Raw genomic sequence first — 19,596 nt, forward strand, 5'->3', positions numbered from 1 at the left:
TTTGCCTGACCTGGAGTACCGCCCTTGGATGCCACGACCATCAACAACCTGTTCCTGATCGGCGCGGTGTTGGTCGGGGCGAGCATCCTGGTCAGCTCGCTGTCTTCGCGCCTGGGCATCCCGATTCTGGTGATCATCCTGGCGGTCGGCATGGTCGCCGGCGTCGACGGCGGCGGGATCATCTTCAATGACTACGCGGCCGCCTACCTGATCGGCAACCTGGCCCTGGCGGTGATTCTGCTCGATGGCGGCTTGCGCACGCGGGTCAGCAGCTTCCGGGTCGCATTATGGCCGGCGCTGTCGCTGGCCACCGTCGGCGTGCTGATTACTACCGTGCTGACCGGCATGGTGGCTTCCTGGCTGTTCGACCTGACCCTGATGCAAGGCCTGCTGATCGGCGCCATCGTCGGCTCCACCGATGCCGCGGCGGTGTTCTCGCTGCTGGGCGGCAAGGGCCTCAACGAACGGGTCACCGCCAGCCTGGAAATCGAGTCGGGCAGCAACGACCCCATGGCGGTGTTTCTCACCGTGACCCTGATCGGCATGCTCGCCAGCGGCCAGACCGGTCTGCACTGGGGCCTGCTTGGCCACTTGATTCAGGAGTTCGGCATCGGCGGGCTGATGGGCCTGGGCGGCGGCTGGCTGGTGCTGCAACTGGTCAACCGCATCAACCTGGCCGCCGGCCTGTACCCGATTCTGGTGATCGCCGGCGGCCTGGCAATCTTTGCCCTGACCAACGCCATCCACGGCAGCGGCTTTCTGGCCATCTACCTGTTCGGCCTGGTGCTGGGCAACCGCCCGATCCGCAGCCGCCACGGCATTCTGCACATGCTCGACGGCATGGCCTGGCTGGCGCAGATCGGCATGTTCCTGGTGCTGGGCCTGCTGGTCACCCCGCACGACCTGCTGCCCATCGCGATACCGGCGCTGGGCCTTGCCCTGTGGATGATTCTGGTCGCACGGCCGCTGTCGGTGCTGGTCGGCCTGCTGCCGTTCAAGGCCTTTCATGGCCGCGAAAAAGCATTTATCGCCTGGGTCGGCCTGCGCGGCGCGGTGCCGATCATTCTCGCGGTGTTCCCGCTGATGGCCGGGCTGCCCAATGCGCAGCTGTATTTCAACCTGGCGTTCTTCATCGTGCTGGTCTCGCTGCTGCTGCAAGGCACCAGCCTGCCGTGGATGGCCAAACTGCTCAAGGTCACCGTACCGCCAGACCCGGCGCCGGTGTCGCGTTCGGCGCTGGAAGTGCACATCACCAGCGAGTGGGAGCTGTTCGTCTACCGCCTGGGCGCGGAAAAGTGGTGCATCGGCGCCGCCCTGCGCGAACTGAAAATGCCTGAAGGCACGCGCATCGCCGCGCTGTTCCGGGGTCAGCAACTGCTGCACCCTTCCGGTAGCACCACGCTGGAAGTCGGTGACCTGCTGTGCGTGATCGGCCATGAACATGACCTGCCGGCACTGGGCAAACTGTTCAGCCAGGCGCCGCAACGCGGCCAGGACCTGCGCTTCTTCGGCGACTTCGTGCTCGAAGGCGATGCGCACCTGGGTGATGTGGCCGCGCTGTACGGCCTCAAGCTCGACGGGCTGAGCCCGGACATGCCGCTGGGCCAGTTCATCGTGCAGAAAAACCGTGGCGCGGTGATCGTCGGCGACCAGATCGAGTGGAACGGCACGCTGTGGACCGTGGCGGTGATGGACGGGAACAAAATCCTCAAGGTCGGCGTCAAATTCCCCGAAGGCAGCCGACCGGGGCCAGCACTGTTCCTGTAATATCGGCCCTACACTCTGGTAGGAGCGCGCTCTGCCGGAATGCCGGACCACCGCGACCGGCTGCGTTAGCAGTCATGAATCTTCAGCGTTTCATAGAATTTTCGAGCGCTAGCGCACTCGGTCGCGGGCAAGCGCGCTCCTACTTTCCTGCAAACGATCGGTGTCTATGTATTCCTTGCGTGCCTTTCTGGCGGCCGCCGTTCTCGGCCTGTGCCTCAGTACCTCAATGACGGCGCTGGCCGCCGACCCACCGAACCGGGACAGTGTTCAGCAAAGCCTGGACAAGATCGCTGACCGCAAGCTGCCAGAAGCCGATCAGAAGGCCCTGCAGCAGGTGCTCGAACAAACCCTGAACCTGCTTTCCAGCCAGGAAGACAGCCAGCAAAAGCTCGCGGCCCTCAAACAGCAGCTGGACCAGGCGCCCAGGCAGGTGCAGGAAAACCAGCGCGAGCTGGAGCGCCTGAAGGCCGCCCAGATCATCCCGGTGGCCCAGCGTTACGCAAAACTGGACGTGCCGCAGCTTGAGCAATTGCTCAGCGAGCGCAGCACCCAGCAGAGTGATTTGCAGAAAGCCCTGAACGACGCCAACAGCCTGATCCTCACCGCCCAGACCCGCCCGGAGCGGGCGCAAAGCGAGATCAGCAACAACCAGACCCGCACCCAGCAGATCAATACGATCCTCAAGGCCGGCAAGGAAGGCGGCAAGACGCTCAGTGCCGATCAGCGCAACCTGTACAACGCCGAACTCGCCTCGCTGAACGCCATCAGCCTGCTGCGCCGCCAGGAACTGGCCGGCAACAGCCAGTTGCAGGACCTGGGCAACAGCCAGCACGATCTGCTGAGCGAAAAGGTCCAGCGTCAGGATCAGGAAATCCAGGACCTGCAGACCCTGATCAACGACAAGCGCCGTACCCAGTCGCAAAAGACCGTTGAAGAGCTCGCCCTGGAAGCGCAGAAATCCGGCGGCAGCAGCCTGCTGGCCACCGAAAGTGCGGGCAACCTCAAGCTGTCCGACTATTTGCTGCGTGGCACTGACCGCCTCAACGAGCTGACCCAGAGCAACCTCAAGACCAAGCAGCAACTGGATAACCTGACGCAGACCGATCAAGCCCTCGACGAGCAGATCAATGTCCTGAGCGGCAGCCTGTTGTTGTCGAAGATTCTCTACAAGCAAAAACAGTCGCTGCCGCACCTGCAACTGGACCGCAACCTGGCCGATGAAATCGCCGATATCCGCCTCTACCAGTTCGAGCTCAACCAGCAACGCGAGCAGATGGGCACGCCGCTGGCGTATGTCGACCGGCTGCTGGCCACCGAGCCCGCCGAAGAAATCACCCCGGCGCTGCGCCGCACGCTGATGGACCTGGCGGTGACCCGTAGCGACCTGCACGAGCGCCTTAATCGCCTGCTGGCGGCGATGCTCAATGAATCGATCACCCTGCAACTGAACCAGAAACAGCTGATCAGCACCGCCATCAGCCTGCGCGCGACCCTCGACGAGCAGATGTTCTGGATCCCCAGCAACAAGCCGCTGGACCTGGAATGGTTTCAGGGCATAGGCCCGCGTCTGCAAAAGCAGATCGCCACCCTGCCCTGGTCGTCGAGCCTGAGCGAGCTGTCCGAAGGGCTGACCCAGCGGCCACTGTTGTTCTTGCCGCTGTTGCTGCTGATCGGCGTGCTGACCTGGCGGCGCAAGGCGCTGTACGCCAAGCTCACCCAGCTGCATGCCGACATCGGCCACTTCCGCCGCGATAACCAGTGGCGGACGCCGCTGGCGCTGCTGATCAATATCCTCCTGGCCATGCCCGTGGCGCTGGCGCTGGCCTTGTGCGGCTATGCCCTGCAAATCGATGCGCGTGGCCAGAACGCCAACCTGGGCCTGGCCCTGCAGGAAGTCGGCCTGACCTGGCTGATGTTCTACACCGCCTACCGCGTGCTGGCGCCGGACGGCGTCGCGCAATTGCACTTTCGCTGGGAGCCGGTGCAGGTCGCATTCCTGCGCGGCTGGATTCGTCGCCTGGGCCTGGTGGTGCTGGCACTGGTGGCGGTGGTCGCGGTGGCCGAGCATCAACCGGCGGCACTGGCCGACGATGTGCTGGGCATCGGCGTGGTGCTCAGTTGCTATGCGCTGATGGCCCTGCTGCTGGGCCGCCTGCTGCTGGCAAGCCCCACGCATCACAATGCCTCGCTGTTTCGCAAGGCGCTGGGGCTGGCCTTCACCGCACTGCCGGCCGCGCTGTTTGTGGCGGTGTGCTTCGGCTACTACTACACCGCACTGAAACTCACCGACCGGCTGATCGACACGCTGTACCTGCTGTTGCTGTGGCTGGTGGTCGAAGCCACCTTCATACGCGGCCTGAACGTTGCGGCGCGGCGCCTGGCATATCAGCGCGCGCTGGCCAAGCGTCAGGCCGCACGCGACAACGGCGACAGCGATGCGCCCATCGAAGAACCCAAGCTGGACATCGAGCAGGTCAACCAGCAATCGCTGCGCCTGATCCGCCTGGCCTTGCTGGCGATGTTCGTTGGCGCGATGTACTGGGTCTGGGCCGACCTGATCACGGTGTTCTCGTATCTGGATAACGTCACCCTCTACGAATACACCAGCGGCACCGGCGCCAACATGAGCATGGTGCCGATCAGCCTGGGCGATCTGCTCGGCGCGCTGGTCATCGTGGTCATCACTTTTGTACTGGCGCGCAACCTGCCCGGCTTGCTTGAGGTGTTCGTGCTGTCGCGCCTGAGCCTGGCGCAAGGCAGCGCCTATGCCACCACCACGCTGCTGTCCTACACGATTGCCGGCGTCGGCTTTGTCACCACCCTGTCGACGCTCGGGGTCAGCTGGGACAAGCTGCAATGGCTGGTCGCGGCGCTGTCGGTGGGCCTGGGTTTCGGCATGCAGGAGATCTTCGCCAACTTCATTTCCGGGATCATGATCCTGTTCGAGCGCCCGGTGCGCATCGGCGACACCATCACCATCGGCAACCTGTCGGGCACGGTCAGCAAGATCCGCATCCGCGCCACGACCATCACCGATTTCGACCGCAAGGACATCATTGTCCCGAACAAGACGTTCATCACCGGCCAGCTCATCAACTGGTCGCTGACCGACACCGTGACCCGCGTGACCCTCAAGCTGGGCGTCGACTACGGCTCGGACCTGGACCTGGTGCGCTCGCTGCTGCTGCAAGCGGCGCGCGAGAACCCGCGAGTGCTCAAGGAACCGGAGCCGATCGTGTACTTCCTCAATTTCGGCGAAAGCACCCTGGACCACGAACTGCGAATGCACGTACGCGACCTGGGCGACCGCAACCCGGTACTCGACGAGATCAACCGGTTCATCAACCGCGAGTTCAAGAAACAGAAGATCAACATCTCGTTCCGGCAGATGGAGGTTTACCTGAAGAACATCCATGGCGGCGAACTCAAGCTGGTGCCCATCGAGCCTGCCGGGCACGAACCTGCACCGGCCAAAGTCGGCATCGACAAGTCCCCGGTCACCCCCAAGGACGTGCCGGAACCGCCAGAGGTGAAGCTGGACTGAACCTCACAACCTGAACGTATCGACGATCGCGCCCAGCTTCCCGGCTTCGATGTCCAGTTGTGCGCAGGCTTGCAGTGTCGCGGCCAGGTTGTCGGTGCTGTGTTCGTTCAGGCGGCTGATTTCATGCACATCGCGGTTGAGTTGCTCCACGGCCGTCGATTGCTCTTCGGTCGCGGCCGCCACGGTCAGGTTGACGTCGTCGATCTGGCCGATGCGCGACACCACGGCCTGCAGACTGGCGCCCGCCTCGGTGGCCACCGCCACGCTGCGGCTGCCCATTTCATGGCTGACCAGCATGGTCTGCGCCGCCTGGGTGGCGCCTTGTTGCAGCGCCTCGATAACCACGCGGATCTCCTCGGTGGCCTCCTGGGTGTGATGGGCCAGGCTTCTGACCTCATCAGCCACCACCGCAAAGCCGCGCCCGGCATCACCGGCCCGCGCCGCCTCGATGGCTGCGTTCAAGGCCAGCAGGTTGGTCTTGGCCGACACCGCCGAAATCACTTCCAGCACCTTGCCGATGTTCGAGCTGCGGGCATTGAGGTCTTCGATCTGCGTGCGTGTGGTTTCGATATTGCCTTGCAGGCTGCGCATCGTACTCACGGTGTCCTCGACCAGCGCGCAGCTTGAACTGACCTGCGCGCGGGCCTCGGACGCTTCTCTGGAGGCTGCCGAGGCGCTGCCGGCAATGTTCTGCGCCGTCGCCCCGAGTTCTTCGATAGCGGCGGCGATGCTGGTGGTGTAGCCGGCCTGGCTGCGAGCCTTTTCAACCGAGGAGTTGGACGCGCCAAGGACGCTGCGGGTGGCCTGCTTTAAGGTGCTGGTGGTCGATGACACCTCGGTGATCGAGGCATGCAAGCGATCAACGAAGCGATTGAAGCCCTGCGCCAACTGACCAAATTCATCCTGCGAGGCAATCGTCAGCCGCCGCGTCAGATCGCCTTCGCCCTGGGCGATGTCCTGCATGGCCTGGCTGATCTGGTGCAGCGGCCTCATCAACAGGCGCAGCGCCAGCCCCAACAGCAACAAGGTCACCAGCACCGCAATAACCGTGGCGATGATCGCCGACTGGCGGAACCCGGCCAGGCTGGCCAGCGCCACCGGCTTGTCGAGCGCGATGCCGATGTACCAGTTCTGCGAAGGCAGGCCCTTGATGGGCATGAACAGCGCCAGCTTCTCACCATCGGCTGCTGTGGCTTCGCTCAAGCGATCGGTCAGCGCCGGAGCCTGGCCCATGAACAGGTCCGTCAGGCTCTTGCCGATCATGGCCTTGTCCGGATGAACCAGGATCTTGCCGTCCTTGTTCACCAGAAACGCATAGCCACGGCCCTCGAATGCCTGGGCATTGAGGGTCCTGGCGATGGTCTCGATGCTCAGGTTGACGCCCAACACGCCCAGAACCTGCGCGCCGGAGCGAATCGGCACCGCCTGGCTGATGACCCGGTAATCGATCCCCACGCCGACATACGGCTCGGTCATCACCGCGCCCGTCTCGATGGCGTCCTTGTACCAGGGCCGCTGGCGACTGTCGTAATCGGCCGGCATCTGCCGGGGCGGCTCGATATGAAAGGCGCCCTCGCGGGTGCCCACATAACTGGCGACAAAGGTGTCTTGCAGTACGGGCGTGCGCAGTGTTTCAAGCAAACGCGCAGGCACAGGCTCCGGGTATGAGTCACGGCCGATCAGCTCGGCCATGCCCTTGACCAGCAACAGCCGGCCATCCAGCCAGCTCTGGATATCGTGAGCCATCGCCCCCGCCAGATTGCGCGTGCTGTGCTCGATGCGCTGCAGGGTGTCATGGCGCAAGCGAACATCGTTGACGGCGCAAAACACACCGAACACCAGCATGATCACCAGCGAGGCACTCAGTAATATCTTCTGGTTGAACCCGAGAGGTTTCATCCGGCTTCCTCGTATTTGATCGTTTCGGGGACCGTACGGCCGGGCGGCGCCCGGCCGGCTGCTGTTACCAGAGCGCCAGGGTGTAACTCAGGATCAGGCGGGTTTCGTCCAGGTCATTGCCGAAGGTCGAGCGCACGGTGGCATTGCGCACCTTGATGCCGACGTTCTTCAGCGCGCCGCTTTGCACCACATAACCGAGGTCGGTGTTGCGCTCCCATTCCTTGCCGCTGTTGCTGCCCGCGACCAGCACGTTGTCGCCGCTGACATAGCGGCTCATGAAGGTCAGGCCGGGAACGCTCAGGGCGGCAAAGTTGTAGTCGTAACGCACCTGCCACGAACGCTCTTCGATGTTGGCAAAGTCGTTGATTTGCACAAAGTTGACCAGGTACGGGTCACTGTTGGCGATATAAGGGAACGGGTCATCGCCACTCATGCGCTGGTACGCGGCCGTGAAGACATTGCCGCCCAGCGTGTACGCCACCAGACCGTTCGCCGCACGGTTATCCAGGCGGCGGAAGTTGCCATCTTCGGTACTTTTCGAATAACGCAGATCAAACTTCAGCGACTGTTTATCGGTAAGCGGTATGTCATAAACAACGCCACCAAAGTACTGACGGTAGACATCTTCCAGATTGCCATAATACGCACTGACACTCAGCGCCTTGTTAAAAGCGTACGTACCGCCACCGAACAGGAACTCGTCACTGACGCCGCCAATCCGGTTGCCGGTGAAGTCCTGATAGTTCGAAGAGCTGTTGAACTTGATCTGCGTCAGCTTGCCGCCTTGCAGCGTCAGCTTGTCGATATCCCTTGAACTGAGCAGCGCGCCTTCGAAGGTTGCCGGCAGCAGGCGCGTGTCGTTGCTCGACACCACCGGCGTGCGGAACGCCAGCGAGCCGACCTTGAGCACGGTCTCGGAGATTTTTGCCTTGGCGGTCAGGCCCAGCTTGGCGTATTCGTCCTGCGAGCCACGGCCATTGCGCGAACTCAGGTCGGCCGGCAGCAGGCCGGTGCCACCGGAGCCGTCGCCACCGTCGAGTTTGACCCCAAGCATGCCCAGTGCATCGAGCCCCAGGCCCAGAGTGCCGGCGGTGTAACCCGACTCGAACTTGAGCAACGCGCCTTGTGCCCATTCGGCGGCATGATCACGTTGCGCGGTGGGTGGGCCATTGCGAAAGTCGCGGTTGAAATAGAAGTTACGCAATTCCACACCAGCCTTGCTATCGGCAATAAAGTCGGCCGAGGCATCCAGTGAAAATACAGAAAGTGAGGCACACGCGCACGCGACTGCAACAGTCTTGTTCATCGACATTCAATTAGCTCCTGAGAATGGCAGATTCAATCGACAGCGTTTTTAGTTATTGGCAGGCAGCCGGCGGCCATCGGGGTATTAACCCCGTGGCACGCTGGTATTACGAAAGAGCGAACGTGAACGAATTAAACTTTAATACGACCAATCACAACCTTGGCTTCAAAGTAATGACCGGGTTGTTCCTTGATATTCAACTTCCCGGCACACGGCGCCAGAATCGACGTTTCCATTTTCATGGATTCCATGACGGCAATGACTTGTCCGGCTTCGACCGCCGCGCCGTCTTCGACCACCCAGGCGTGCAGGTTGCCGGCGACCGGGCAAGCCACCGCCTGTGGGTCGACCGCTTCGGCCACGGCCACCGTGTCGCGGCTGTTATCGGCCTGGTTCAGGCTCAGGCCGCGCAACAGGGCTGCCGGCAAGCCAAGCTCGTGACGCTTGCCGTCGATCTCGATGAAGGTGCGCAGCACTTCAGGGTCCGCCGCCGTGCTGCTGCGCGGGGCGATGGTGACCTTCTCGGCAAAATCGGTCTCGATCCAGCGGGTGTGCACGGCAAATGTGCCGGCAGCGGTAAAGTCGTCATGGTTCATCACCGCCTGATGGAACGGCAGCACGGTGGCCACGCCTTGCACCTGGAACTCGGCCAGCGCACGGCGGGCGCGGCTGATCGCTTGTTCACGGGTGGCGCCGGTGACAATCAGCTTGGCGATCATCGAGTCGAAATTGGGCGACACGCGCGAGCCTTCGACCACACCGGTGTCGAGCCGTACACCGGGCCCGGACGGCGCGCGGAACTGTTCGATCAGGCCCGGCGTCGGCAGAAAACCGTTGCCGGCGTCTTCGGCGTTGATGCGGAACTCGAAGCTGTGACCGCGTGGCACCGGGGTGTCCTGGAACGACAGCGGCAGGCCTTCGGCAACCCTTAGTTGCTCGATCACCAGGTCGATGCCGCTGGTTTCTTCGGTGACCGGGTGCTCGACCTGCAAGCGGGTGTTCACTTCCAGGAACGACAGGGTGCCGTCGCCGCTGAGCAAAAACTCCACGGTGCCGGCGCCGACATAACCGGCCTCGGCGCAGATGGCACGGGCCGATTCGTGAATGCGCTGGCGCAAGGCATCGTCCAGGAACGGCGCAGGCGCTTCTTCGATCAGCTTCTGGTTGCGGCGCTGCAACGAACAGTCACGGGTGCCGACCACGACCACGCGGCCATGCCGGTCAGCGATGATCTGCGCCTCGATGTGCCGTGGACGGTGCAGGAAGCGCTCAAGGAAGCACTCGCCACGACCGAAGGCGGCGACGGCTTCACGCACGGCCGACTCGTACAGCTCGGTGATTTCTTCCATCTGCCAGACCACTTTCAGGCCACGGCCACCGCCACCGAAGGCCGCCTTGATGGCAATCGGCAAGCCGTGCTGCTCGGCAAAAGCGATCACCTCGCTGGCGTCCTTGACCGGGTCAGCGGTGCCGGCCACCAGTGGCGCGCCGACTTTCAGGGCGATGTGACGGGCCTGGACCTTGTCGCCCAGCGCATCGATGGTGCTCGGGTCCGGGCCGATCCAGGTCAGGCCGGCATCGATCACGGCGCGGGCAAAGTCGGCACGTTCGGACAGAAAGCCATAACCCGGGTGAACCGCATCGGCGCCGGCACGCGCTGCCACGGCCAGCAGTTTTTCGATGTTCAGGTAGGTGTCGCTGGAACGCTCGCCGTCCAGTGCCCAGGCTTCATCGGCCACGCGCACGTGCAGGGCATCGATATCGCCATCGGCGTACACCGCCACCGAACCCACGCCGTAGTCGCGGCAGGCACGCGCGATACGCACAGCGATTTCACCACGGTTGGCAATCAGAACCTTTTTCATTTTTTCTTGATCTCGTCTGAAGAGGCTGGCAGCACTTGCTCGAAGGCACTCAGCGGATTGAAGCGAATACGCGCGTTGACCGGAATCTGCCCGGCCAGGTCCAGGTGGTACGGAGCGACCACGCCGATCACCGGGTAACCGCCGGTCAACGGGTGATCGGCCAGGAACAGGACCGGCTGGCCGCTGGGCGGGACCTGAATGGCGCCGACCACGGTGCCTTCGCTGGGCAGTTCGCCGTCGATGGCGCGGGTCAGCGATTGCTCGCCGGCGAGGCGGATGCCGATGCGGTTCGATTGCGGTGTCACCTGCCAGGTCTGTTGCCCCAGCAGCGCCTGCGCCTCTGGTGTGAACCAGTCGCTGCGCGGGCCCATGACCACATCCAGCGTGATCACCTGGTCACGCTGCGGCATGGCAAATGCCGGTTGTTCATCGATCGACACCGCCAGACCGCCCGGCGCCGGTTGCAGGCCCAGACGGTCACCGGCCGCCAATGGCGCAGGGCCGACCTGCGCCAGGGTGTCGGTGGACAGGCTGCCCAACACCGGCGTTATCGCAAAGCCGCCACGGATGGCCAGATAACTGCGCAGGCCGGCCGTCGGTGCGCCGAGGCTCAACTGGTCGCCGTGCTGCAAGGTAAAGGGCGCGTACAGCGCAGGCCGCAGCAACCGGCCTTCAGCGGTGCGCACCTCGACAGGCACCTTGGCGCCAGTGACGGCGGCCACGGTCTGCGCGTGGCAGGTCAGGCTCAGGCCGCCCATCAGCACTTCCAGGCCAGCGGTTGCCGGATCGTTGCCGACCGCGCGGTTGGCGGCGCGCAATGCACCGCGATCCATCGCCCCGGACGCCGACACGCCTTCGCCGGCACGGCCCGGACGCCCAAGGTCTTGCAGCAGGGTTTGCAGGCCCGGCGAAACAACGTCCAGATACGGCTCCGTCACCTCGGACACCACCGGACGCTGCGGCGCAGCGACTGTCAGCCCGGCGGCCGGCAATGGCCCGGCGTCGCAAAAGCGCACGCGGTAACCGGGCTGGAACAGCGCTGGCTCGTCGCGCGCCAGGTCCCACATTTTCAGCGGCGTGATGCCGATGATCTGCCAGCCGCCGGGGCTGGCCTGTGGATAAACGCCGCTGAAGCCACCGGCCAGCGCCACGGCACCGGCCGGAATGCGCGTGCGCGGGGTGCTGCGCCGTGGCACTACAAAGCCTGCGCCGCCACTGAGGTAGGCAAAGCCCGGCGCAAAGCCGCAGAAGGCCACGTCGTAGTCGCTGCCGGTGTGGCGCTTGATCACTTCGTCGACGCTGATGCCCAGCTCGCGGGCGACATCGTCGAGGTCTTCGCCGTTGTAGTGCACCGGAATTTCGATCAGCTTGCCCGCCTGACGAACCTTGCCCGTCAGATCGCGCGCGGCAATCTGCGCGGCCAGTACCTCGCGGCTGACAGCACCCGGACGAAAACTGACCAGCAAGGTCCGCGCCGCCGGGACGATCTCCTGCACACCGGCAATCGGTGTTTGCTGCAATGAGTCGAACAGGGCAAGGGTCTCGTCCAGGTTCGCCAATTCAACCAGGAGTGCGTCCAGGCTGACCGGATAGAAACGCATGATCCTCTCCTATACGTGGTAATCGCTGTCAGGGATGTCGGTGATGAACATGTGCCCCGGCGCGTGAGTGATGGCAAAGGGTACGCGAGAAGCCATGACCACCGCTTGAGGTGTGACACCACAGGCCCAGAACACCGGAATTTCACCGGGGTTGATCGACACCGCATCACCAAAATCAGGCTGCGCCAGGTCCTTGATACCCAGGCGTTCAGGCTCACCGATATGCACTGGCGCGCCGTGTACGCTGGGATAACGTGCGGTGATCTTTACCGCGTCCGCCACCCGGCTGGCCGGAACGGGACGCATCGACACGACCATTTCGCCTTGCAGGCGACCGGCAGGCCGGCACTGGCGGTTGCTGCGGTACATCGGCACATTGCAGCCCTGGCTAATGTGCCGCACATCGATGCCGGCCTTCACCAGATCGGTCTCGAAAGTGAAGCTGCAACCGATCAGAAACGTCACAGATCGGTGTGCTGCGCCCACAGTGGCGTGCCGTCGTGCAGCTCTTCGACCAGTTTGCCGTCGCGCCATACCCGGTACAGCGGCAGGTCGGTGCGCAGGTCGGCCGCTTCGGCCAGAAACGTGGTGTAGCTGCCAGGCTCGGTGACATCCAGCAGCGGGCATGCCTGCGGGTTGCGCTGGGCGAACAGCAGAAAGTCGTAAGCCCATTCACGCGGCAGCGAGATCATGTTGGCCTGGGTCAGGCCCGGCGCGATGCCGGCGGTGGGTTCAGCCTCGCCGGCCCGGTAGCGGGCACGCGCCACGGCAGCGGCCTGGCGGGCTTGCTCAAGTGCGCTCATGCAGGCTGCTCCTGAGTGAAGGCACGGATCGTCACGCCGGCTGCTTGCAGGTCGTCCTTAAGGGTGCGGGCGATGGTGACTGCATCGGGGCTGTCGCCATGCACGCAGATCGAATCGGCCTGCAGTTCGATCACGCGGCCGTCGACAGACTCGATGACGCCTTCGTTGACCAGGCGCAGCATGCGCTTGGCGATCAGTCCGGCATCGTGCAGCACCGCGCCGGGCCGCGAGCGCGACACCAGCGTGCCTGAGTGGGTGTAGGCGCGGTCGGCGAAGGCCTCGGCCACGCATGACAGACCGGCTTCACGGGCCCAGCCGAGCAACGGCGAATTGGCCAGGCACACCAGCTTCAATGCAGGATCAAGCAGCAGCAGCGCTTCGATGACCGCCGCGGCCTGTTTCGGCTCGCCGGCGATGGTGTTGTACAGCGCGCCGTGCGGTTTGACATAGCTCACCCGCGTCCCGACGCTGCGTGCCAGCCCTTGCAGGGCACCGATCTGGTAAATCACATCGGCGGTCAGTTGTTCGGCCGGGACGTCCATGTTGCGCCGCCCGAACCCGACCAGGTCCGGGTAGGCCACATGGGCACCGATGGCCACGCCACGGGCGGCAGCCGCTTTGAGGGTGCGCAGGATACCGGCCGGGTCGCCGGCATGAAAACCGCAGGCAACGTTGGCACTGCTGACGACTTCAAGAATCGCCGTATCGTCGCCCATGCTCCAGGCGCCGAAACTTTCGCCCAGGTCACTGTTGAGGTCGATGGCACGCATAGTCAGGTCTCCGTTTGAATCTGTTTGATCAGGCAGCGCCGATAAAGGCAAAAATGGCACGGGCCGACTTGAACGCCATGAACCACGACAACAGGCACGTCAGCACGCCCAGCACCAGCAGCCAGCGCGGGTAGTGGTAACCGCCCATGAGGTCGGACCGGCGCCAGCCCACATACATGAAGATACTCAGGCCCAGTGGCAGGATAAGCCCGTTGAAACCACCGGCGAAGACCAGCAGGGCCGCCGGCGGCTTGCCGAGGATCAGATAGGCGATCAGCGCGATGACAATAAAGCCCACGGTGGCCAGGTTACGCGCCCGCTCGGTGATCTTTTTCGAGAACACGGTAATAAACGACATCGAGGTGTAAGACGCGCCGATCATGCTGCTGATACCGGCTGCCCACAACACCAGACCGAACATCATCATGCCGAATTGACCGGCAGCGGCGCCAAAGGCCTGGCCGGCAGGGTTGGCGCCCTTGCCGGAAACATCGATGACCACGCCGCTGGCAACCACGCCAAGAATCGCCAGGAACAGCACATAGCGGGCAATACCGGTGACCAGAATCCCGCTTAGGGCCGCCTTGGTGACCGCGTCGATGTTTTCCACCCCGACCGTGCCACGGTCAAGCAGGCGGTGCGCACCGGCATAGGTGATGTAGCCGCCGACAGTGCCGCCGACGATGGTGGTAATCGAGGCAAAGTCGATGAAGTCAGGCCATACCGACTGACGCAGCGCTTCACCCAATGGCGGATGCGACGCGAAGGCGGCGAACATGATCAGGGAAATCTTCAACACCCCGAGCACGATCATGATGCGGTCCATCGCCACGCCGGCCCGGTGCGACGAAAAGATACCGATCGCCAGCAGCGCACTCAGCGCACCACCCAGCATGGGGTCAATGCCGGTCAGGGCATTAAGGCCCAGGCCTGCGCCCGCCATGTTGCCCAGGCTGAACACCAGACCGCCGGCAATCACCAGCACCGCCAACAGATAGCCGCTGCCCGGAATGGCCGCATTGGCAAGGTCCGAAGCACGCATGCGGGTCAATGTAACGATGCGCCAGACATTCAGTTGCACAACGAAGTCGATGAGGATCGAGGCCAGGATGCCAAAGGCAAACGCAGCGCCGAGGGTCGCGGTAAAGGTAGCCGTCTGGGTCAGAAACCCAGGGCCGATGGCCGAGGTGGCCATCATGAACATCGCGGCGATCAGAGACGATCGCCGCGCCTTTGTGAACTCACTGGTGGTCTGTGTCACGGCATTATTCCTGCGGTGGGGGATGACTTCCCTCAGCAATGAGCATGCCAATGGCCATTCATCGCCATCAACGTGTAGATAAACAAAGGATTTATTGTTGAACAATCCTATATGGATAGCCTGATGATTTGCACCAAATTGTTACCCTTCAACCCATCGATGCTACCTGATGAAGCAGGATGGGGCCTTGGCCCTTGCTACTGGTGAAGCGCTCAGGGAACATCGGCACGGCTTTTCTTATTTCTGGATCCTTCAATGAACGACGCTTCTCCTCCACTGCCCCGCACGCTTGGAGAATCCATCACCCAGGAAATGCGCAGAATGCTGGTCGACGGCCAATTGGTGCCCGGCCAACGCCTGTCCGAAGCCGCGCTGGCCGAGAGCCTGCAGATTTCGCGTAACACCTTGAGAGAAGCGTTCAGGGTGCTGACCCAGGAAGGGCTGCTCAAGCACGAGCCCAATCGCGGCGTCAGCGTCGCGGTGCCCGACATGGCGTCGATCATCGACATCTACCGTATTCGCCGCTTCATCGAGTGCAAGGCCATCAGCCAGGGCTACCCTCAACACCCCGGCGCCGTGCACATGCGCGAAGCGGTCGAGGCCGGCCTGCGTGCCCGCGAAGACAAGGACTGGGTCGGGCTGGGCACCGCCAACATGCGTTTTCATCGCGGCATCGTCGAACTGGCCGACAGCTCACGGCTGGTCACGTTTTACGGGCAGATCTCTGCCGAGTTGCGCCTGGCGTTCGGCCTGCTGAAAAACCCGGAATTCCTGCATTCACCCTATGTCGATATGAATGCCGCCATTCTGCGCACGCTGGAAGAAGGACGGGCAGACGAAGCAACACGCATGCTCGAAACCTATCTGGTGCAATCGGAACGTACCGTGCTGGCCGCCTTCGAGCGCAGCCTGAACCGCTAACTGGAGGCCGCATTGAACGCCCTCGACGAACTCGACTTCGACAACCGCTTTGCCCGCCTGGGCGATGCGTTTTCCACCTCGGTACTGCCCGAGCCCATCGACGAGCCGCGCCTGGTCGTGGCCAGCGAGTCGGCCCTGGCGTTGCTCGACCTCGACCCGGCGCAAGCCGAACAACCGCTGTTCGTCGATGTATTCAGCGGCCACAAGCTATGGGCCGAGGCCGATCCGCGGGCCATGGTCTATTCCGGCCATCAGTTTGGCGGCTACACCCCACGCCTGGGTGACGGGCGCGGCGTGCTGCTGGGCGAGGTGCGCAACGAAGCGGGCGAAACGTGGGACCTGCACCTCAAGGGCGCCGGGCAAACCCCCTTTTCGCGCATGGGCGACGGCCGCGCCGTGCTGCGTTCATCGATCCGCGAATTCCTGGCCTCCGAAGCGCTGCATGCGTTGGGCATCCCCACCAGCCGGGCGGCCTGCGTCATCGGCTCCAGCACCCCGGTGTGGCGCGAAAAGCAGGAACGCGCGGCGATGGTCCTGCGCCTGGCGCAGAGCCATGTGCGCTTTGGCAGCTTCGAGTATTTCTACTACACCCAGCAGCCTGAACAGCTGAAAGCGCTGGGCGAATACGTGCTGGCCAATCACTACCCGCAGTGCCTGGACCAAGCCGAGCCGTGGCTGGCGATGTTCACCGAGATCGTCGAGCGCAATGCCGAACTGATCGCCAAATGGCAGGCCCACGGCTTCTGCCACGGCGTGATGAACACCGACAACATGTCGATCCTGGGCATTACCTTCGATTTCGGGCCATTCGCCTTTCTCGACGACTTCGACCAGAACTTCATCTGCAACCACTCCGATCACGAAGGCCGCTACTCCTATAGCAATCAGGTGCCGATCGCGCAGTGGAACCTCAGCGCACTGGCCCAGGCGCTGACACCGCTCATCAGTGTCGAAGCCCTGCGCGAGGCCATTGGCCTGTTTCTGCCGCTGTACCAGGCCCACTACGATGATTTGATGCGGCGCCGTCTGGGCCTGACCAACGCCGAAGACGACGATGCGCAACTGGTCAGCCAACTGCTGCAACTGATGCAGACCGGCGGCGTCGACTATCACCTGTTCTTCCGCCAACTGGGCGACCAACCCGCTGCCGATGCCATACGCCGCTTGCGCGACGACTTTATCGATATCAAGGGCTTCGATGCCTGGGGCGAGCGGTATCTGGCGCGCATTGCCCGGCAGGATGACGGGACAGAGCAGGAACGACGGGCGCGCATGCATGCGGTCAATCCGCTGTATGTACTGCGCAATTACCTGGCGCAGAACGCCATTCAGGCGGCGGAGCAAGGCGATTATGAAGAAGTGCGGCGCTTGCACCGGGTGTTGAGTGATCCGTTCAATGAGCAGGCGGGGATGGAGGGGTATGCGAGGCGGCCGCCGGATTGGGGCAAGCATCTGGAGATTAGTTGTTCGTCGTGAGGCCTGGCCCTGCGGGAGCGTGCTCTGTTCTGATCGGCATACCGACGACCGGCGGCGTCAGCCGTCGTCAGTCAAGAACAACAAGGCCTCGTAGGAGTGAGCACTAGCTCGCGAACACTGAGGTACAGCCTCCGCAAATGTGCTGATTTTACGGGCCCTTTCGCGAGCTACCGGGCGGCGATCCGACTCAATGCTACGAATTCGGCGCCAGACGAAATATCGGCGAAAACCGTCTTAACTGATCGACATTACCCGTACGGCAGCGGTGCGCCCAAGACCGAAAACGCTCCATATAATGAAAATCAAAGATAAGAACTCAACTGGTAATTCAGGTCATTGGGGAATGTTATAGAGCAGCGCTGCGCTATTTTTATAAGCTGCTCGGGCAATACATCATAGACAAAGCAAAAGCACTCAACCTCATCCCACGCCATGATAGAGGTCAGGGTTAAAAGCGTGATTGCCGTAACGCCTCAGGCTCTCGGTCGGTACAAATCCGTTGGGACTCCGGTAGTCGGTAATCGCATCGGGCAACAGACGCGACTTGGCGAATATGCAGCCCTCGATCTTGATAACCGGTGCAGGTGCAGGCGCAGCCTCTGGCAAGGGCTTTGGTGCTTGTGTCTTGACCGGGCGAATAACGTATTGGTCTTTACGAAACTGCTCGACCTCCTTGCGCCGTTTTTCTTTTAACGACTCGTCATAACAAACCTTGCAGTGATGCCCTGCCCAGGGTTCGCCGGCTATATACATTTATCCGCAAAACAAAGCCGGCAACTCTACTCAAGCGGATTAATCACAACATGAATTGAATGTAATAAATTGCGAGTTTGATTCCCGACAAATAATCAACAAATCTCCCTACCCAAAAGGCTATCCAGGGATATAAATACGCAAACCAACGACACATCCGGAAAGATACTTTCTCGATAAATAAATACGAATACTCCACAACGGCGCTCACACATGCACCTTTGTCTGATTCTTCCGTAGGAATCGTCCTTAAACGCTCAAGCGCGCCCCCGAGCCGAGTGTTTCAACCTAGCATTCGCGTCTCCAACCCACAGAGGAAGCAGTGCCATGCCATTTTTAGTCAGGGAAGGCGATTCCACCACCACCGGCGGTTTCGTATTGGCTGCCTCCGCCGCCGAGGTAATCGATCTGCGCCGGGTGGCGCGCATGGGTGATCCGGTGTGGTGCCCGGTGTGCAAGCGCGTAGGGTTTATTGCGCAGGGCAATCCGACCTGGGTCGACGACCAGGTTGCCGTGGCCACGCACGGGCATCAGGTGCAATGCGGCTGCAAGCCGGGCAGCAATTGCGTCAGCGCTTCCCAGGAGCACTTCAAGGCCGACATGGAGGCGACCATTGGCATCCCGGACGATCTGGCCGAGTCGGCGCGCAAGAATGCCGAGCGACTGACCCTGTCCATCAAGGACGGAACGTTCAATTCGAGGCTGTTCCGTCCTGTTGCCTGATCAGTCCTGCGCGTGGGTTTCCAGGTAATGGTGCAGTTCAACAAACTGTTGGGTCAGCTTGTGTCGGGGGTCCAGATGCACCAGCGGCAGGTTGACCTGATGCGACTCGCGCATCTTGACCGAGGCATTGAGGTACACCGGCAGTACCGGCAGGCCCTCGGCAATCAGTTCGTTGAGCATCTGCTGTGGCAGGCTGGCGCGGGGCTGGAACTGGTTGACGATGATGCCTTCGACCTGCAAGTCCTCGTTGTGGTCTTCCTTGAGGTCTTCAAGCTCGCGGATCAGGCCATACAGGGCCTGACGGGAAAAACTGTCGCAGTCGAAAGGGATCAACACCTTGTGGGCGGCAATCAGGGCCGAGACGGCATAGAAATTCAGTGCCGGTGGCGTGTCGATGTAGATGCGCTCGTAGTCTTCATCCAGCGAATCGAGCAGTTTGCGCAGTTTGTTGATCTTGTGCTTGGCCTCAAGCTTGGGCTGCAATTCGGCCAGTTCTGCGGTGGCGGTGACCACATGCAGGTTGTCGTACGGCGTTTCGTAGATATCAACATGGTTCTTGCGGGCGAACGGCGCCGAAGACAGCGTGTTCTTGAAAAACTCGGCGATGCCCATCGGAATATCGTCGCCGGTAAGCCCGGTGAGGTACTGAGTTGAGTTGGCTTGGGAATCAAGATCGATTAACAGTGTCCTATAGCCCTCATTGGCACTGACCGCCGCCAGATTGCAAGCGATGCTGGATTTACCCACACCGCCCTTCTGATTGAACACCACGCGACGCATGAGTTGACCTCCCTGATAGGTAATAAAGCTGAAACGGACCAGTCTGGCCAGCCAAACCTATCGAGTCTAGGCGATGTACATGACAGTTTTGTGTATTACCTGCCAAACCTGACTCGATCATGGCCAT

At 62.2% G+C, this 19,596-nt stretch carries 13 protein-coding genes and 1 pseudogene; 5 read left to right on the plus strand and 9 right to left on the minus strand.

Going from position 1 to position 19,596, the window contains the following annotated elements; genetic code table 11:
• Positions 1-24 precede the first annotated feature (24 nt).
• Both ACYAS9_RS28380 and mscK read left to right on the plus strand, forming a co-directional pair.
• Entirely contained in the window at positions 25-1,767 is a 1,743-nt protein-coding gene (locus tag ACYAS9_RS28380; protein ID WP_463571826.1) for a potassium/proton antiporter, read from the plus strand.
• 166 nt (positions 1,768-1,933) lie between these two features.
• Entirely contained in the window at positions 1,934-5,311 is a 3,378-nt protein-coding gene (gene mscK / locus ACYAS9_RS28385; protein WP_463571827.1) for a mechanosensitive channel MscK, read from the plus strand.
• Between the two features lie 3 nt (positions 5,312-5,314).
• Here mscK and ACYAS9_RS28390 read toward each other — a convergent pair whose 3' ends face one another.
• The 7 genes and pseudogenes from ACYAS9_RS28390 to ACYAS9_RS28420 all read right to left on the minus strand — a co-directional run bounded on the left by ACYAS9_RS28390 (position 5,315) and on the right by ACYAS9_RS28420 (position 14,816).
• Entirely contained in the window at positions 5,315-7,210 is a 1,896-nt protein-coding gene (locus tag ACYAS9_RS28390) for a methyl-accepting chemotaxis protein (RefSeq protein ID WP_463571828.1), read from the minus strand.
• 64 nt (positions 7,211-7,274) lie between these two features.
• Positions 7,275-8,522, minus strand: coding sequence for an OprD family porin (locus ACYAS9_RS28395; protein WP_463571829.1), 1,248 nt, complete (start codon positions 8,520-8,522; stop codon positions 7,275-7,277).
• 125 nt (positions 8,523-8,647) lie between these two features.
• A complete protein-coding gene (locus ACYAS9_RS28400) occupies positions 8,648-10,381 on the minus strand; it encodes an acetyl/propionyl/methylcrotonyl-CoA carboxylase subunit alpha (protein ID WP_463571830.1) in 1,734 nt (577 codons plus the stop codon).
• The gene (locus ACYAS9_RS28405) at positions 10,378-11,982 is read right to left on the minus strand and encodes a 5-oxoprolinase subunit B/C family protein (protein WP_463571831.1); all 1,605 of its coding nucleotides are present in this window, start codon (positions 11,980-11,982) and stop codon (positions 10,378-10,380) included. The genes ACYAS9_RS28400 and ACYAS9_RS28405 overlap by 4 nt, the downstream gene beginning before the upstream one ends.
• A gap of 9 nt (positions 11,983-11,991) precedes the next feature.
• A pseudogene (locus ACYAS9_RS28410) lies at positions 11,992-12,785 on the minus strand (putative hydro-lyase).
• A complete protein-coding gene (locus tag ACYAS9_RS28415) occupies positions 12,782-13,555 on the minus strand; it encodes a LamB/YcsF family protein (protein WP_463571832.1) in 774 nt (257 codons plus the stop codon). The pseudogene ACYAS9_RS28410 and the gene ACYAS9_RS28415 overlap by 4 nt, the downstream one beginning before the upstream one ends.
• A gap of 28 nt (positions 13,556-13,583) precedes the next feature.
• Complete coding sequence (locus ACYAS9_RS28420) at positions 13,584-14,816, minus strand: NRAMP family divalent metal transporter (RefSeq protein ID WP_463571833.1); 1,233 nt, start codon at positions 14,814-14,816, stop codon at positions 13,584-13,586.
• A gap of 255 nt (positions 14,817-15,071) precedes the next feature.
• On the opposite strand from ACYAS9_RS28420, the gene ACYAS9_RS28425 reads away from it, so the two are divergent.
• Positions 15,072-15,737: a GntR family transcriptional regulator gene (locus tag ACYAS9_RS28425; protein ID WP_463571834.1), complete on the plus strand. Its 666-nt coding sequence runs from the start codon at positions 15,072-15,074 to the stop codon at positions 15,735-15,737.
• Positions 15,738-15,749: 12 nt separating this feature from the next.
• Entirely contained in the window at positions 15,750-17,213 is a 1,464-nt protein-coding gene (gene selO, locus ACYAS9_RS28430) for a protein adenylyltransferase SelO (protein WP_463571835.1), read from the plus strand.
• Positions 17,214-17,633: 420 nt separating this feature from the next.
• Here selO and ACYAS9_RS28435 read toward each other — a convergent pair whose 3' ends face one another.
• On the minus strand, positions 17,634-17,966 hold the full coding sequence (locus ACYAS9_RS28435) for a hypothetical protein (protein WP_463571836.1): 333 nt from the start codon (positions 17,964-17,966) through the stop codon (positions 17,634-17,636).
• Positions 17,967-18,293: 327 nt separating this feature from the next.
• On the opposite strand from ACYAS9_RS28435, the gene ACYAS9_RS28440 reads away from it, so the two are divergent.
• Positions 18,294-18,689 carry a PAAR domain-containing protein gene (locus tag ACYAS9_RS28440; protein ID WP_463571837.1) on the plus strand — a complete coding sequence of 132 codons (396 nt, stop codon included), beginning with the start codon at positions 18,294-18,296 and terminating at the stop codon, positions 18,687-18,689.
• Here the strand turns inward: ACYAS9_RS28440 and ACYAS9_RS28445 are convergent, their stop codons facing one another.
• The gene (locus ACYAS9_RS28445) at positions 18,690-19,469 is read right to left on the minus strand and encodes a ParA family protein (RefSeq protein WP_463571838.1); all 780 of its coding nucleotides are present in this window, start codon (positions 19,467-19,469) and stop codon (positions 18,690-18,692) included.
• Positions 19,470-19,596 lie beyond the last annotated feature (127 nt).

This window comes from Pseudomonas sp. HP_08, assembly GCF_055284095.1.

Excerpts from the sequence above, each read along its gene's own strand:
- ACYAS9_RS28445 (WP_463571838.1), bottom strand. The coding sequence starts at position 19,469 with ATGCGTCGCGTGGTGTTCAATCAGAAGGGCGGTGTGGGTAAATCCAGC.
- ACYAS9_RS28405 (WP_463571831.1), bottom strand. The coding sequence starts at position 11,982 with ATGCGTTTCTATCCGGTCAGCCTGGACGCACTCCTGGTTGAATTGGCG.
- ACYAS9_RS28390 (WP_463571828.1), bottom strand. The coding sequence starts at position 7,210 with ATGAAACCTCTCGGGTTCAACCAGAAGATATTACTGAGTGCCTCGCTG.
- ACYAS9_RS28400 (WP_463571830.1), bottom strand. The coding sequence starts at position 10,381 with ATGAAAAAGGTTCTGATTGCCAACCGTGGTGAAATCGCTGTGCGTATC.
- ACYAS9_RS28395 (WP_463571829.1), bottom strand. The coding sequence starts at position 8,522 with ATGTCGATGAACAAGACTGTTGCAGTCGCGTGCGCGTGTGCCTCACTT.
- ACYAS9_RS28435 (WP_463571836.1), bottom strand. The coding sequence starts at position 17,966 with ATGTATATAGCCGGCGAACCCTGGGCAGGGCATCACTGCAAGGTTTGT.
- ACYAS9_RS28415 (WP_463571832.1), bottom strand. The coding sequence starts at position 13,555 with ATGCGTGCCATCGACCTCAACAGTGACCTGGGCGAAAGTTTCGGCGCC.
- ACYAS9_RS28440 (WP_463571837.1), top strand. The coding sequence starts at position 18,294 with ATGCCATTTTTAGTCAGGGAAGGCGATTCCACCACCACCGGCGGTTTC.
- ACYAS9_RS28425 (WP_463571834.1), top strand. The coding sequence starts at position 15,072 with ATGAACGACGCTTCTCCTCCACTGCCCCGCACGCTTGGAGAATCCATC.
- mscK (WP_463571827.1), top strand. The coding sequence starts at position 1,934 with ATGTATTCCTTGCGTGCCTTTCTGGCGGCCGCCGTTCTCGGCCTGTGC.